The organism is Methanobrevibacter cuticularis, from assembly GCF_001639285.1.
Taxonomy (GTDB): Archaea; Methanobacteriota; Methanobacteria; order Methanobacteriales; family Methanobacteriaceae; genus Methanobaculum; species Methanobaculum cuticulare.
The window spans coordinates 1-16361 of sequence record NZ_LWMW01000120.1 but is presented as its reverse complement, the minus strand read 5'-3'; the positions used below and the strand labels follow the sequence as shown (position 1 = coordinate 16361).

Below are 16361 nucleotides of genomic sequence, written 5' to 3'. Positions count from 1 at the left end.
TCATAATATATATTTTTTTAATAATAAAATTATTAAAGATTATTTTAGAAATTAAAGATAATAACAACTTATATTTATGAAATAGATTAATATTCCAATAAACCATTGATTAGAATCTTTTCTTTCATGACTATATAAAAAAAAAAATAACCTTAAAAATAACCTTAAAAAAATAAATATAAAAAAAAATAACCTTAAAAATAACCTTAAAAAAATAAATATAAAAAAAAATAACCTTAAAAAAATAAATATAAAAAAAAATAACCTTAAAAATAACCTTAAAAAAATAAATATAAAAAAAAATAACCTTAAAAATAACCTTAAAAAAATAAATATAAAAAAATATGACCAATAGAAAAGAGTTAAAAAGAAAATATTTAGATTAATTCTTCTCTTAAATCAATGGTATCTTTTAAGTCTGGTCCAGTTGAAACTATAGTTACTGGTACTCCAGTTTCAGTCTCAATTTCGTCTATGAATCTTTTTATTTCACCAGAGAGTGTAGAATAATCTTGTGTTCTTTCACATTCAGGATATAACCTATCAATGCAAGTTAAAGCTATTTGGGTGGCCCCATTAATCATACAAGATTCTTTAGCTAAATCCATATCAAAAAGACCAACTCTTCTTCTTCTTCCTGTAACTGTACCATATTCCTCTATTCCCATTTCTTCTGCTTTTTCTTGAGACATTTCAGTTGTAAAAGGACCTTCTCCAACTCTTGTTATGTATGATTTGAATACTATGATTACATCATCGATTTTAGTTGGTCCAACACCAACATCTGCTGCAAAAGTACTTGCAGTAGTATCTTTACTAGTTACAAAAGGATAAGTCCCATAGTATAATGAAAGTCCAAATCCTTGAGAACCTTCAATGAAAACATCTTCTCCATTGTCAATAACAGTATTAACTTCTAAAGGAACATCTGCAAGATACTTTTCTAATTCTGATATATCTTTAGCCATCTTAGCAGTTCTAAGTACCCTATCAGAGTTAGCAGGGCCGCAACCAGTACCTGTACTTCCAATCTTTTTAAATAAATGTTCTGATCCTTGATCACGTTGTTTGTGTTCTGAATCAATCATTGAACATCTATAATCAATATAAGATCTGCTTTTTATATCATATTTATCAAGATATTCTAATTCATGGAAAAATACTTCTGGATCAACTAATACTCCTGCACCAATAAGTAATTTTGCATCTCTATTGACAAATCCAGAAGGTGTGAGTCTAAGACCATATTTTTCACCATTGAATTCCACAGAATGGCCTGCATTAGGCCCCACACCAGCACGAGCTACTATTTTAGGTCTGTCTTTATCACAAAGATAAGTTATACACTTACCCTTACCTTCATCGCCCCAAGCTCCACCAACTAAAATATTACAAGTCATTTAAAGTCTCCTTATCTAAAATATTAATTTAACATGAAATAATTTGATATAAATTATAATTATTGGTTAAATTTAAATTTATAAGTATTTTATCAATATAGGAATATTGAATTATTTTTAAATTTTTAAAGATTTATGAATTTAAACTAGGTAATTTCTATCATTATTAATTTAAAAAAGATATAAACTAATGTTTAATCTCATTTTTAAGTTAATAAATTGTATATTTTAATCAAAAAATATTAATGAATTATTAGGGATTTATTAATAATTTATTTTATATTTTCTTTCTGATATAATAGTTAATTAAATTTAATTAAGCCAATTATATTTTTGAAATTGTGGTATATTAAGTTAATGGTTAAAAATAACAATTATTTTAATTTTTATAAATTATTTATAATTATAAATACTATAGTTATATGTTTATTATTTTTTCAATCTAACTGAAATGTTTATACAAAAGTATATATGGGAATATAGAAGTAGAAATACTTATAAGAGATATAAAAAATCTCAAAAGAAGAATTGAAAGAAATATTAGCTATCATGAAGTTATTGCTTTAGATAGGTTAAAAGTTCATGTGAAATGAGAGTTTAGCCCTCATAGTTAGTTTCAATTAAGCTATATATTCATTGTATATAAAAACTTTCTTTTGATTTGAAATTACACTGTATTAATTTTTAAATAAAATATAGGCATTATTTATTAAATTAGAAGATGTTAAATCTAAAAAAAGAAAAAAAGAAAGAAATATGAATAAAAAAAGAAAATCACGGTGCTATCTTTCTCAAAAAAAATTATTACTATCTAAACCTGAATAAAGAATCTGTTTTACTAATTTGATTTACTCTATTTAAAGAATCAAGTTTTATGTTTTTCCAAAGTTTTGCATATTTTTTAGGAATACTGAAATATATTCTCACAGTAGTAGATTTACCTGCTTTTAAAGCTTTGAGCTTAGCAGTTTTAGTGTATTTCTTTAGTTTAGAGTAAACTTTACCAAATTTATTTGGTTGTTCATACCACATTTTTATCTTAGTTGCTTTGGAACTTGAAGCTCCAACATTTGTGACTTTAACATCTAAATATCCGATATTGCCTTTTTTATAATTTTTTAATGTAGTATAACCAGATGTAAGTTTACTTAGGCTAAGTTGTGGTTTGTTTGAAACATATACTAAGTATACTTTGGTTCCATTAGTGATTTTTCCAGACCCATTACATGGAGTTCCAAAGAAATCAAACGCAGTACAAGTACCATTAAGATTCACTGTAATTTTATACCATCCTGCTTTTTTGTATGTGTGTGATATCCATCCAGCACCTTTCTTTTTAGTGCCATCCCCAAAGTTTATGACTGCATTTTTAACTTTTGTACCTTTTAAATTAGTCACTAGTACATTACCTGCAGGGTTTATTGCAGCTTTGTATTTAATTTTACTTCCTTTAGCTATTTGGAATGTATAATTTTCATATTGCTTATATTTTTTTGGAATTTTACCTTTTTCAATGGAAAAAATATTCTTATTTGCATTTAACTGTGTGAAATCATCCGCTTCAACATTAGCCACATCAAATCCATTATTACCATAACTACCTGCGAAATTTGCTGAAATTGAGCATAGCATAAAGAAAGCAATTAATATTGAAAAAATTCCGATTTTAGTTTTGCTAATATTCAAATTTATTCCTCCTCATTTTTTATTATCATGATAAATATAAGTTAATTTATAATAACTAATTATAGTGATTAATTAATTATTAATGATTAATATATGTAGTATAAATTATATAAAGTTATCTCTTCAAGATTCATTTTTTTTATTCATTCTTTTAATGAGGATTGTTAATTATTTTTATGATAAAATATATTAAAAATTAGCTAACCTTCATAACTTCTAAGTATTAATTTATTTTTAATTCTCATGTCATTTTTTCAATTAAAGGAAACATGAAGTCATTTGTCTGCAACGTAAACTATAAAAGTCTAGATTGAACTCATCTATTCTCCCTCAAGAAATTCTATTCCCAAAATGGAGTCTACTATCCTAGATATTCCTTCAAAAAATGAGCTAAACAATCAAACCGAGAACTCAAAATAATAAATGTAAGAAAACTAACATATAAATATTTTTTCAAATTTAGAATAAACCCCCACACTATAATAATCAAAAATAATAATTTTTAATTATCAAAGATAATTAATAACAATATATTAATTTATTAAATATATTAAAATATATTAAATTAAAAATTTATTTAATCTTATATATAAATGTTGTTAATTATAGTTTATATAGTTTATTGTTTTCTAAACATTCATTGTTATGATAGCTGCTTAAGATTATGATAATACCTTCTTAATAATTAGTGTGTATTAAAAATTTAAATAATATTATAACTAAGTAAATCTTATACTTAAAGAATTAAAAGGAATATTAGTATATGAAACTAAGTTTTAGAATGGATAATATTGAAAAGAATTATGATTACTCAAAGGTATCTGAAGACTTTTATGATATCATACCCCACAAAAAAGCTATTGAAATAGCTAATTACGAGTTTTTTTGGGATTGTGTTGATGAATTAGCTCCTTTTGGGAGTGATGAAGGATACATAGCTTTTGCAGAGCTTTGTGATTGGGTTAAAGACAATCCTCAAGTTCCATTAATTGATTGCTTTAGATGGATATTAAAATGTTGGGATCTGAAATTAGAAGAGTTTAATGATGACATAATTAAAAATAGCTCTATTATTAAAATTATTCAGGATTTAGATTTTGATCAAGATTTGATCATGCTTGATACAACCATCATAGCTACTGGTTTTGGGCAACTAATTCTACAAGGAAAAATTGATGCTGATATTAAAAATATTATTCATCTGTCTATCTTACGTCAGATGAATTCTAATGTTTTAGATGCATTCTTAGGATCCAATGAAGAATGGAAATATGAACGATATAAATATCTTCAAAAGTTATTAGAGATACTAGAAATAGCTTAATAGAAATAGCTTAATAGAAATAACTTAATAGCGATATTTACCCAATCATGCCCATTATATTTAATTTTAGTGAGTCAGTGGCCCTATCCTTCTTAAATAGCTTATTCAAGCATATATCCTTCTTAAACGCCTTATCATACTATATATCCCTCTTAAATAGCTTATTCAACTATATATCTTTTTAATTTTTCAAATTCCATGATATTAATTTTTATCCTTTAAAATGTTTAATAGAAAAATAATTTTATTTTTTAAAATCTTCAATATTCAACTTAGAGAATTTTTTATTCTCAATAGATGATTTTTTGTATAGATTAATATCTTCTAAAAACTCATATTTTTCAGCTATTTCTATAATTGATTCAGCGGCCCAATGAATATCCATGACTTTAAATGCTGAACAATAAGTAGTTAAATCTTCATTTCCATTATCTTTGTTAAAAATAGCTATTTTTTTACCAATACAATCTTTTTTAAGTTCATCAACTACAAATGGCTCAATAGCTATTATAAACTCTTCTAAACTTTCTTTAAAAGTGGCCACTGCTGAAGGTAACCATTGAATAAAAACAAATCCTCTTTCTACTTTTGAAAATTCTGAGGTTATGTCTCTTCTTTTTATATTAGTCAAAGAAATATCGCAATAATAATCAATAAATAGATCAATAGTTTCTCTTATTGAAAATATTTCTGTAATGAATACTTTAAAATTCTCATCATCAATAAATAATTCATTATTTTTATGATTTATGAGATTATTTTCGAAATTATAATTTTCAATGTTATTAATAGTATCAGTATTATTAGTGTTATTATTACTATTATTAATGCTATTAAGATTAGTAATATTATTAGTATTATTATGATAATGATTTTTATGACCTAATATATAATGTCTAAAACTATCTTCTTTGTAAACTCTTTCTTCAATTATAATAAACCCTTTATAATTTATACATTGAATATAGCTACAATCGCCTTTTTCTAAGATAAAAAACGAATCAACACTCTTTAAATCATTTAGATATTCAGTGATATCTTCAATAGATAAATCTTCTGAATTATTATTCAATATTTTAAATTTCATCTTAAAAATTTCCAAAAAATAAAAAAATAACTAATAAATAATGACTAGAAACTAATAAATAAGTACTAATAAATTATTTATAAATCTAATAATTTATAAGTTTGAATATAATATTTGTTATTAACTAATTAAATATTTTGTTATGTTTTAGTAAATTACTGATAATTACTATTATATTTTATTTAAAGCGAATAGCTTCACAAGCAGGATCATGATTATATTCATGAGAGGTGCCCTTCTTTTTCCAATAATCCATCCAATAAATCCACCATTGGTTAGAAAGTTTTTTAATGCTTTCTTGATTCAGTACTTCAAATTCATCGAAAAAGTGCAATTGATTAGCTCCAGCAGTAATAGCCATTTTTTCTATGACGAAACAAATCACAAAATCAATTTTAGCATTATTGATATCATTCACGGAGTTTCCTAATAAATTTTTCTCATATTTGTAGTCATTAGCTATTTTTTCTAAAAAACCAAAATCTTGAAATCTGAATTCATTTTTATTTATTTTATAAGGAAAGTTTTTGCTTAAAATATGCCAAATATCATTATTATCAAAGTTATCATTGGAAAATATTGAAAAAAAAGCATTATCCCCTAGACGAATAGCTATTTGAGTAGAATGAATATCTTTGTCATTCAAAGTTGGTTTGTATAATTGAACATCCTCAAATTCAAATTGAATTGAAGTTTCAGCTATTTCTAACCACGTCAATTTGCCTGCAGTAGAAATAGCTTCTTCCATTAAGTTTAATGTTTTTTGATTCATAATTTAACAATCCAATCATGTACTAATATTTTTTAATTCACAAATTATCAATCCAATCAAATACTAATATTTTTTAATTCACAAATTATCAATCCAATCAAATACTAATATTTTTTAATTCACAATTTAACAATCTAATCATGTACTAATATTTTTTAATTCACAATTTAACAATCTAATCATGTACTAATATTTTTTAATTCACAATTTAACAATTTAATTATATATTGTTTTTTAAATATGAGTTATAAGCTCCTTCCATTTCATATTCTTGAGAATCAGATCGTTTTTCCCAATAAAAAGGATTGATTTCGATTCTTGTGTTGATATCATGATTCCAATTAACAATAAAACCATGTTTTCTAGAGATATCAGTTATACTATTTCCAATCTCTTCTGATTTTTTTGGACTACCTTCAAAGTCTCCAAAGGCTAAAGAAAGTGATTTAGATTCTATTGCTCTTTCAATATCTTGAAAATGATAAAAACAAAAGCCCACTGGGTCTAATTTTTGTGTTTTAATATGATGATAAATTTCAAAAGCATCTTGAATGCCTTCATCAATATCATACCCTGCATTATGAATAGCTATTATCTTGTTTTGACTTAATTCATCAAAACAAAGTTTTAATTTATCAAAATCTGTAATTTCTTTCCAAGTTTTTTCTATATCCAATTTTTCATTGAATTTTTTTGAAATGATATCAGTTATGACATTTAATGAAATATCTTCATCAATAAATTGTTCCTCTATAATTTCTAAGATTTCTGCTTCACTATAAAACCCAGAATTTATTAAAATAGCTATTTCTTCATTAATTTCATTAGTCAACAGTTCATTCATGAAAATCACCAGAAGAATTTAATTATAATAATATTGCAAATGATATTATCAATATATCACATAACTAAATCATAGATAATTAAAATTCTATTAAAATATAATTGAAATTCTATTAAAATAATGCTAATAATAAAATTAATATAATCAAAACCTAAATTAATCAAAATAATATTAATAATAATACTAATAGTAAAATAATATAATAATATAATCAAATACTAAATAATTAAAATAATATTATACTAATAATAAAATTAAGATTATTATGTTGTATAATTAATCTTCTAATAGAGTTTGAATATGAGTTACATTTCCTCGTTCTGTGAATCCAACTATAACCCTAGATTCTCCCATTTTAGCAACTGAAAATTCTTCTCTTTCTTTATATTCATACCCTCGAAGCTTTGTATAACCTTCAAAAGCTAGTCGTGCTTTAACATCAAATTCTTTTTGAAATCTATCATAGATACTTAAAAATCTCTCAATAGTTTCATCTTTAGGAATTTCATCAGATTTGATTGATACAAAGAAAGTTATTCCATCAAAATCAACTACATAATAAGCACTATCATCTAAAAGTCCTGTAACAGCCATAGCTATTACATGAGCTTCAAATAAATCAGCATCAAACATATCAGTTGTGAACTGAGCTATGTTATATTTCTCACCAATTTCTTTTACTTTTTTAGATTCTTCAATTAATTCTTCAGGAAAACCAACCTCTTCATTATCCCATGCCCAATGCCATTTCTGAGTTTCAGTGGATAAAGTTCCAAGAATTTGAATTGGAAATTCTAAATCTTCACCAAAAGAAATTGTTCCTTTATCAATATGTAAGTTTCCTTCTTCTTCACCAATGATTTGAGCTAAATTTTCTTCTTTATCTAGAGCAAACGCCCCATATTTAGCAAATATTTTTTGAAAGGTATCCCTATCTTCTATTCTAATCTCTTTTTCCAACATGAGTTATTATTAATACCATTTGATATATATAATTTGATGTTTAAGTTTTAATAGAATCAAAAGATTATTTATTGTTTTTAAAGAATTTAAAAATTATATCAGTCCTCAATTTCAGATTCAGCATAAAAAATCATTGCATTAGTTAAAAATTCAGCTAATCCTTCATTATAATTGTTAAAAAAAGCTATGAAATCTTCATGTTCTGAGTAAAGATTAGCAAGCTCAATATAAGAATTAAGAGTTGTTGGATTTAGAGTTCCAACTAATTTAAAGTGTTTAGCTATTAGTTTTTGAACTTTTTTAGAAGTATAGCTATTTGTTTCCATAGATTGAGCTATTTTTTCGATTAAAGTGTTTAAATTAGACTGATAATTATCCCATTCTGCTTTACTCAATTTATTAATTTTTTTATTAGCTTTCTTGAATGATCTTCTACCATATCTATTAATAGTGTCTTTTCTATATTTTTTTTTATCTTCTAAACTAAGCCCTTGAAAAACATCTTTGTCTGAAACCATATCAAAAACTCCATAAAACATTGAATAAGTTTGAAAAGCTGATTTTATATTAAATTTCTTAAATAGCTATTAAAAATATTAAATTTCTTAAATAGCTATTAAAAATATTAAATTTCTTAAATAGCTATTAAAAATATTAAATTTCTTAAATAGCTATTAAAAATATTAAATTTCTTAAATAGCTATTAATAAAATAGTTATTAAAAATGTTAATATCAATTTTTATTATCTTCTTCATCATTTATTATATTTATCAATTTTTTAAAAAAATTTTTGAATTCTGCATATCAGACACAAAAAGAAAAAATTAAGATTCTTATTAATACAAGCATTAAGAGATGTAATTGAAATCATTATCCTTACAATTAAAAGAATTAGTAAAAAAGAAGACACTACATGAACAAGTAGTAGAAGTAGAAGTTAAATTAGTAATCAAATAGCTTTATGAAGAAATAGTTAACAATTTCACATTGTTTCAATTCAATTATTACTAAAAATCATATTACTAAAAAATGGAATAAATTAATATACGATATCATATAAGTAAATATAATTAATTAAGAAAGATTTTTAAAAAAAAATTTGAGATAATTTCTATGTATTTATTTAGTATTAATTGAACTGAGTGATATTTATGAAGATAGTTGGATTTTCAGGAAGCCCTAGAAAAGATGGAAGTACTAATACTTTAATTAAAAGGATACTTAAAAAAGTTGATGATGATACATACGAATCTAGTATTTATTATTTAAATGAATTAAATATCAATCCTTGTCAAGCTTGTGGTTATTGTGCTGAAAATGAGGGCTGTGATTTAGATGATTCTATGAAAGATCTTATCAAAGAATTAGAAGATTCTGATGTTGTTATAATTGGATCCCCAATTTATTATGGAGAAGTTTCAGCACAAACAAAGTTGTTTACAGATAGATTTTATAGTATATTCAATAGTAAAACTAAAAATTTGAAAAATAAAAAATTGATCTTGATTTATACCCAAGCAAATCCAGATCCAAAAACATATACTAATTATATAAAACACCAAAAGAAATTCTTATACGAATTTTTAGAATTTGATGTTGTTAACACGCTAATAGCTGCAAATTTACATTTCAAAGAAGACTTACTTGAAAATAAAGATCTCTTGGGTGAAGCAGATAATATTGCTTTGAGATTGTAATGAATTTTGATAACTAATAGCTAAAAAAATTATAGAAAAGAAAGAATTAGAAAAAATGAGAACTACATAAACATAAGAACTAGAAAACTATAAAAATTACAAAAAATAAGAACCACAAAAATATAAAAATTACAAAATGTAATAACCACAAAAAATATTTCAATACAATATAGTCAAGCACGAAATTTTTGGCAATGATTATATTTTTTATTTAGCTAATGTATCTTTATTTTCAATATAAAGAATAAAATAAGCTATTTAGAATTTATTAATATTGCCAAAAAATCGGTTTTCGACTATAGTTATATTTTTACAGTAATCTCTCTAAGTTTTTAATAGCTGGACCATATACAACCTCTCCTTTGTGATTAAAAATAGCTCCATGGCATGGGCATTCCCATTTTTTCTCAGCAGTGTTCCATCGGAGATTACAAGTCCTATGAGTACATTTTCCATTTAAAGCAAATAAATTTGAATCGCTGTCTTTATAAATAGCTATTGTTTTATCTTCAAATTCAACAACTTTTGCTTCATCATTTTTTAATTCAAATAAATTATCTTTTAATGATTTCCAATGTATTGGAGATTCTCCTGAAAATTTAGCTATTTTATCCTTTTCAGTCTGACTTATTTTATTTTTGAATCTCAAAGGGCTGAATATGTCAGAATAGCTATTTTCTCTTTTTAAAATTAAATCTGTGATAATGGTTCCAGTTGTCATTCCCCAACTACTAAATCCAGTGGCTATATAAACTCCTTTTTGAGATGTTTCTCCTATTACTGGAACCAAATCTTGGCTTATATTATCCCCTCCCGTCCAAAAGTATTCAAACGATTCTACATCCAAAGGTTCTTCTGTGAAGTCTCTAATGTTGTTAAAATAATCCCATGTATCTTCAGAATCTCCAGCAGATGATGTTCCCCACCTATTATTACTAATTCTCCTTTTTCAGTTGAAGTAGATCTATAAGAATGAAAAGGACTGTGATCAACGAACATTCCTTGTGGAAATTTACTTTTTGTATATACACCTAAAAGATAAGATTTATTTTGACTCAAAAATTTATATAAATTATCTGGATCATATATTGGAGAATTAGTAGCTATTAGAACATTTTTAGCTTTTAAATTACCTCTCTCAGTTACAATTGTTTTCATTTTATTATCATTATTTTTTTTAAAGTCATTATTAAGATTTTTATTCCTTTCATTCTCATTAGTCTTAAAAATACCCTTTTCCCCAATAGCTAAAATATTCTCATTTTCCTCAATAGCTAAAACCTTAGTTTTTTCAAATATATAGGAACCATCTCCATTAATGAAATCAGCAAGGCCATTTAAATATTTTTTAGGGTGAAATTCGGCTTGATCTTCATAAAGAAGTCCATTATTAATATTCTCAAAAGGATAAGAAAGATCATGTATTATTTTAGCATCAATATCTAATTCTTTTAAAACATCAAGTTCTGATTTAAGATTATCAAAGCTATCTTCATCACTGGAGAAAATATATAATGGTACTCTTCTATAATCACAATCAATATTTAATTTATCAATAATTTTAGGTATCTTATTGAAAGCTGAAAAATATGCTTCTTTAAATTTTAAGGCGAATTCTTTACCAAAATTAGTAAAAATGTAATTATAGATTAAATTAGATGTAACAGCTATTTTAGCTGTTGTAGCTCCAGTGATATAATTAGAAATTCTTTTAGATTCCAATATTGCAATACTTAATCCTTCCATTTTTAATGATGTGGCTGCTGAAAGCCCAGCTATTCCACCACCTACAATAACAACATCTACTTCAACTTCATCCTCAAGGTGAGGAAAGTTAGTTCCATTAGCTGTATCTAACCAAACAGGCATATGTTTTCCTAAATACAAAACATCATCTCCAGTGAAATTATATTATTCTATATATAATGACTCAAGAATGTGATCATTAATATAAAATATTGTAATAACTAGGATATTAAGATTAGGAATTCTCCAATCATGAAAATAATTTTGATAAAAATAAAATAAAAAATAAAAAAGAGTCATGGTCAAAAGTCATGAGTTTTTCTTTTTTGATTTAGAAAATTGACTTCAAGAATGCCATTTGGAAATCTTGTTTGGAAATCTGTCTATAAATTTTGTAAATTTCTTTCCAAAACTTTCTCTTTTTTATTTTTAATTTTATGATTGTGTAGCTAGATAGTATAATTGTTACAAGGTATCTCCAAAGATTATTTTTTCCATATCCCCCATTTTTATAAGTAATTTTCTCATAATCACCAAATCCTCCATGATTTTAATATTTTTTTATATTTTTAGAAAATTCTTGTATATTTTGTATATAAAATACTAATTTTTTACTTTTATTTTATGTTCTTCTATTTCTTCTTTTGTTAGTTCCCTAATTAGATGGTTTTCATTGTTGAATCCATTTTTCTCAATACTAAAAATATTTTCAATAGTGTTGAAGTCGACACTGTGGATGTATAATGATTCTTTAATGATTTTGTTGTTTTCGTCTCTTTTTAGTTTGAAAATTCCATAAACTTTATCTTTCATTTTTATGAACATCTCCTTTTATTATTTATAGTTATATAGAACTGTTAGAATAATAATTAAAATAAATAATATGAGAGAATGGAAAAAATTAAGTTATATTCTCTCTTTTTAAAAAACTTTTAGATTTTTATAATACATATATTTTTAACTTTAGATTTTTTTATTAAAAGTTTTTATGTGATTCTTTTGTAGAATTTTATTTTGATTTTGGCTATTTTTGCATGTGCGAGGTTTTTGACGGTAGTTTTTAGGATTTTTTTGGTTTTGTTGTAGTTTGTTTTTATATTACTTGTTTTACTGATTTTGCTTAGAGTGAAACCTTTAAAAGATTTCTTGAATAGTTTAGAACCTGTTAAAATACCATAATTTTTAAGATAATAAGTTTTATAATAAACTCTGTATCTTTTTCCATGATATTTTACAGTTTTAGCACTTACTTTGATGAGGTAGATTTTTATACTTGTTTTTGTGATTGATATACTGTTGGATTTTGCACTGGAAGAACCATAGATGATGTTTTCAGTGTTTAGTCCGTTGTATGCTGCGTTTGCGTAGTATTTTCCTGCTTTAGTTGCTGTGTATGTGTACTGTGCAATCCCTTGACTATTTGTCCTAAGACTCACAGTTTTACCTGCAATAGCTAAAATAAGGGTTTGGTTAGCTATTATGTTTCCTTGGTTGTCTTTGAGTGTGATTTTGTAGGTAATTTTATTACCGTTTCTTGTTGAGGTTATTGTGATTTTAGTTCCAAGATTCTTTGGATTAACAGTATAGTTAGTAGTTATTGTTGCATTGTTGTAGTTATTGTTTCCAGAGAAAAATATGTCTACATTAGCTATTCCTACATTTGTATTAGGTATTGTTAAACTCCAAACACCATCAATAACAGTTACATTGTAATCTACACCATTTATAGTTACTGTGATGTTGTAAGTACCATCTAATAAGCTACCATTAGTGGTTAAATTACCAGATATAGTACTGTTTCCACCATAAGTAGCATTTGATGGTAAGTTAACACCAATATTGATGTCCGCTTTAATAACATTTATTGTGATGTTAGTTTCTGATTCGATGTATTTATCAGTGCTATTAAAGAGTATAGTGTAATTATATTCACCTGCATTAAGACCAGATAAAATAACCTGTCCTATACCATTAGTAAAAGTTACATTATACTCAACACCATCAATAATTACTCTGTAAGTTCCATCAAGTAGAGTTTGACCATTAGTAGTTGCATTAATCACAATAGTTGCGTTTTCACCATAAACAGTGTCATTCACACTAGCATTAATGTTTGTTTCTTCTTTGAAGAAAACGTTGTTAATAGCAGAGCTGTTATTGTAGTTAGGATTATCACTTAAAGTGATATTTAAACTATTAAGCCCTAAATTACCATACTGATAACCCACAAAAGTACCTGTACCGTTAACAAAAGTAACAATTTGTGATTGACCATTAATAGTAACATTAAAGGTTTGACCGGCTAAACCACCAACATTAGTAGGAATACTAATAATCAAATCAACACTTGTATTATTCACAATAATAATCTCTGGAACAGTGATATTAGAAACACTATCTGGAGAAATAGTACCAGTTAACATGAAATTTCCAATAACAGTACCATTAGCATTAGTGAAATTAAAAACATCACCAGCAACAGTCTGGACAGGAACCTCTATAATACCAGAAGCATTCAAACTGAAATAACCATATAAAAGATCATTATAGAAAATACTGTTAAGACTTGGTAAATTACCAGCATTAGTACTATCACTAGTACCATTCAAATACACAGTATAATTAAAACTTAATAACTCACCAACAGTATAATCAGCACCAAGATCACTCATATTAGTAATACCGAGCACATAATAATTATTCACAACAACATTATTCAAACTTGGAAGACCATTAAAACCCCAATAATTATAATCAGCATCAACAACAGCAGAAGAAGCACCACTCTTATAAATAGTACCAGTGGACTGATTTAAAAACGCATTATAATTTACAACAACACTAACAGTACCATTAGTACCACTAGTTACATAAATTCCTCCACCATTAGTAGTTGCGGTGTTATTTACAAAAGTAGAACTAAGAATATCAACACTAACAGTACCATTAGTACCACTAGTTACATAAATTCCTCCACCATTAGTAGTTGCGGTGTTATTTACAAAAGTAGAACTAAGAATATCAACACTAACAGTACCATTAGTACCACTAACTACACGAATTCCTCCACCATTAGTAGTTGCGGTGTTATTTACAAAAGTAGAACTAAGAATATCAACACTAACAGTACCATTAGTACCACCGCTAGTTACAAGAACTCCTCCACCATAAGGTGCGTTGTTGTTTATAAAAGTGGAATTAACAATACTATCATTAACATTAGCATTAGTATTACTAACTACATAAACGCCTCCGCCATTATTATTTGAGGTGTTGTTTTCAAAAGTGGAATTAAGAATATCAACACTAACAGTACCATTAGTACCACTAGTTACATGAACTCCTCCACCACTATTAGTTGCGGTGTTATTTACAAAAGTAGAACTAAGAATATCAACACTAACAGTACCATTAGTACCAGTAGTTACAGTAATTCCTCCACCATTATTTCCGATGTTGTTTACAAAACTAGAATTACTCACAGTAAGATTTGCAGTGCCGTTAGCAAGAGTAGTTATATAAATTGATCCTCCACTAGGTGCAATGTTATTTGTAAAGTTAGAATTATTCACAGTAGTATTTGTAGTGCCGTTAGCAAGAGTAGTTATATAAATTGTTCCACCAGTAGCAGATGGAGTATTATAGTTAGGATTGTTGCTTTCATGTGTTATGTTGTAGTTGTTATTAGTGAAATTAGAATTACTTAGTTCTAGATTGCTATTAGAATATAAGAGATTATAAATACTAGTATTTGTGATTTTTTTGCCACTGCCTCCATTTATAGTTATGGTTGTGTTTTTGTTGTAGTTTCTTGTCTCATTGTAGTTGTTGGTGTTGTTTTGGAAGTTGGATTGTGTGATAATTAAACCACCATTATTAACAATCATTGAATAAATATAACTAGTACTTTGGTCACCAATAACAGTTGTATTATTGGGGTTTCGAAGATTAACAGTTATAGGGTTATTATTGTTCCAGTTGTATTCGCGGTTTATTGTTGTTTTTATTGTGTTGTTTGTGAATTCTGATTTTGTGATATTAAGCCTACCTTTATTAACAATAAAACCAGAACCAACAACACTACTGTTATAAATTGTATTATTAAAATACAAAGTAGTAGTATTAGTATAAGGAACATTCTGATATTCTTGGTAGTTTATATTCATGTTATTGTTAATGAATGCTGTATCAATGATGTTCATTTGTCCATTGTTACCAACAAGGTAACCAGACTCATAACTATCATTCTCCAACACATCATTACTTGTATAAGTTGTGTTCTCACGAATATTAAACGATAAACTATTATCTGTGATTACACAGTTTTCTATTGTTAGATAACCATTATTATTTATTAAATAGCTATTATTGCCAATCGCTGCGTTTTTTATTGTTAGATTCTGTAGTGTTAGTTTCACATTTGAATTAATTGTGAATAATTTACTACCACCACTTAGATCAATTACTGTGTTGGCTTTATTAGTTCCTGTAATGGTTAAATTCTTATTTATTATTATGTCTTTGTTGTTGTTGCCTGAATAAATACCATCAGACAATATTATCTTATCGTTAGCTAGAGAGCTATTAACAGCACCACTAATACCACCATCAGTCGTATTAGTAATATTACGATCTGCTGCAAAACTAGTTGATAAACCAACCATTACCAACAAAGCAAAAAGCAACAATAAGACCATCACAAAAGACGTCTTTTTAAACTTATTCATAATATCTTTCACCTCATCATTAAAATATAATATCTCAACATACCATCCAGCTATTAAAAACTAAGAACACTTAACAATCAACTACTAACCATATCTTATTAATTAATAAATAAA

The 16361-nt window shown here is 25.8% G+C and carries 13 protein-coding genes; 2 read left to right on the top strand and 11 right to left on the bottom strand.

The window, feature by feature from the left end:
- Positions 1–377 precede the first annotated feature (377 nt).
- A complete protein-coding gene (locus tag MBCUT_RS07780) occupies positions 378–1400 on the bottom strand; it encodes an adenylosuccinate synthetase (protein ID WP_067260121.1) in 1023 nt (340 codons plus the stop codon).
- 807 nt (positions 1401–2207) lie between these two features.
- On the bottom strand, positions 2208–3086 hold the full coding sequence (locus MBCUT_RS07775) for a PKD domain-containing protein (RefSeq protein WP_067260120.1): 879 nt from the start codon (positions 3084–3086) through the stop codon (positions 2208–2210).
- A gap of 763 nt (positions 3087–3849) precedes the next feature.
- Between MBCUT_RS07775 and MBCUT_RS07770 the strand changes: the two genes are divergently transcribed.
- Positions 3850–4410 carry a hypothetical protein gene (locus tag MBCUT_RS07770; RefSeq protein ID WP_157082540.1) on the top strand — a complete coding sequence of 187 codons (561 nt, stop codon included), beginning with the start codon at positions 3850–3852 and terminating at the stop codon, positions 4408–4410.
- Positions 4411–4654: 244 nt separating this feature from the next.
- Here the strand turns inward: MBCUT_RS07770 and MBCUT_RS07765 are convergent, their stop codons facing one another.
- The 5 genes from MBCUT_RS07765 to MBCUT_RS07745 form a co-directional block, all read right to left on the bottom strand.
- Positions 4655–5497 (bottom strand): hypothetical protein, encoded by an 843-nt coding sequence (locus tag MBCUT_RS07765; protein ID WP_067260118.1) that lies wholly within the window; start codon positions 5495–5497, stop codon positions 4655–4657.
- 178 nt (positions 5498–5675) lie between these two features.
- A complete protein-coding gene (locus tag MBCUT_RS07760; protein WP_067260117.1) occupies positions 5676–6269 on the bottom strand; it encodes a hypothetical protein in 594 nt (197 codons plus the stop codon).
- Positions 6270–6489: 220 nt separating this feature from the next.
- The gene (locus MBCUT_RS07755) at positions 6490–7113 is read right to left on the bottom strand and encodes a DUF6891 domain-containing protein (RefSeq protein WP_067260116.1); all 624 of its coding nucleotides are present in this window, start codon (positions 7111–7113) and stop codon (positions 6490–6492) included.
- Between the two features lie 276 nt (positions 7114–7389).
- Positions 7390–8076 carry a DUF6882 domain-containing protein gene (locus tag MBCUT_RS07750; protein ID WP_067260115.1) on the bottom strand — a complete coding sequence of 229 codons (687 nt, stop codon included), beginning with the start codon at positions 8074–8076 and terminating at the stop codon, positions 7390–7392.
- Between the two features lie 98 nt (positions 8077–8174).
- Entirely contained in the window at positions 8175–8594 is a 420-nt protein-coding gene (locus MBCUT_RS07745; RefSeq protein ID WP_067260114.1) for a TipAS antibiotic-recognition domain-containing protein, read from the bottom strand.
- Between the two features lie 634 nt (positions 8595–9228).
- Here MBCUT_RS07745 and MBCUT_RS07740 point away from each other — a divergent pair.
- Positions 9229–9774, top strand: coding sequence for a flavodoxin family protein (locus MBCUT_RS07740; RefSeq protein WP_067260113.1), 546 nt, complete (start codon positions 9229–9231; stop codon positions 9772–9774).
- Positions 9775–10084: 310 nt separating this feature from the next.
- Here the strand turns inward: MBCUT_RS07740 and MBCUT_RS07735 are convergent, their stop codons facing one another.
- The 4 genes from MBCUT_RS07735 to MBCUT_RS07720 all read right to left on the bottom strand — a co-directional run bounded on the left by MBCUT_RS07735 (position 10085) and on the right by MBCUT_RS07720 (position 16247).
- Entirely contained in the window at positions 10085–10621 is a 537-nt protein-coding gene (locus MBCUT_RS07735; RefSeq protein WP_067260112.1) for a Rieske 2Fe-2S domain-containing protein, read from the bottom strand.
- Positions 10612–11661: an FAD-dependent oxidoreductase gene (locus MBCUT_RS07730; protein WP_067260111.1), complete on the bottom strand. Its 1050-nt coding sequence runs from the start codon at positions 11659–11661 to the stop codon at positions 10612–10614. Before MBCUT_RS07730 ends, MBCUT_RS07735 begins: the two co-directional genes overlap by 10 nt.
- A gap of 462 nt (positions 11662–12123) precedes the next feature.
- On the bottom strand, positions 12124–12333 hold the full coding sequence (locus MBCUT_RS07725) for a hypothetical protein (RefSeq protein WP_067260110.1): 210 nt from the start codon (positions 12331–12333) through the stop codon (positions 12124–12126).
- A 173-nt stretch (positions 12334–12506) separates the two neighbouring features.
- Complete coding sequence (locus MBCUT_RS07720; RefSeq protein ID WP_157082539.1) at positions 12507–16247, bottom strand: beta strand repeat-containing protein; 3741 nt, start codon at positions 16245–16247, stop codon at positions 12507–12509.
- Positions 16248–16361: the final 114 nt, after the last annotated feature.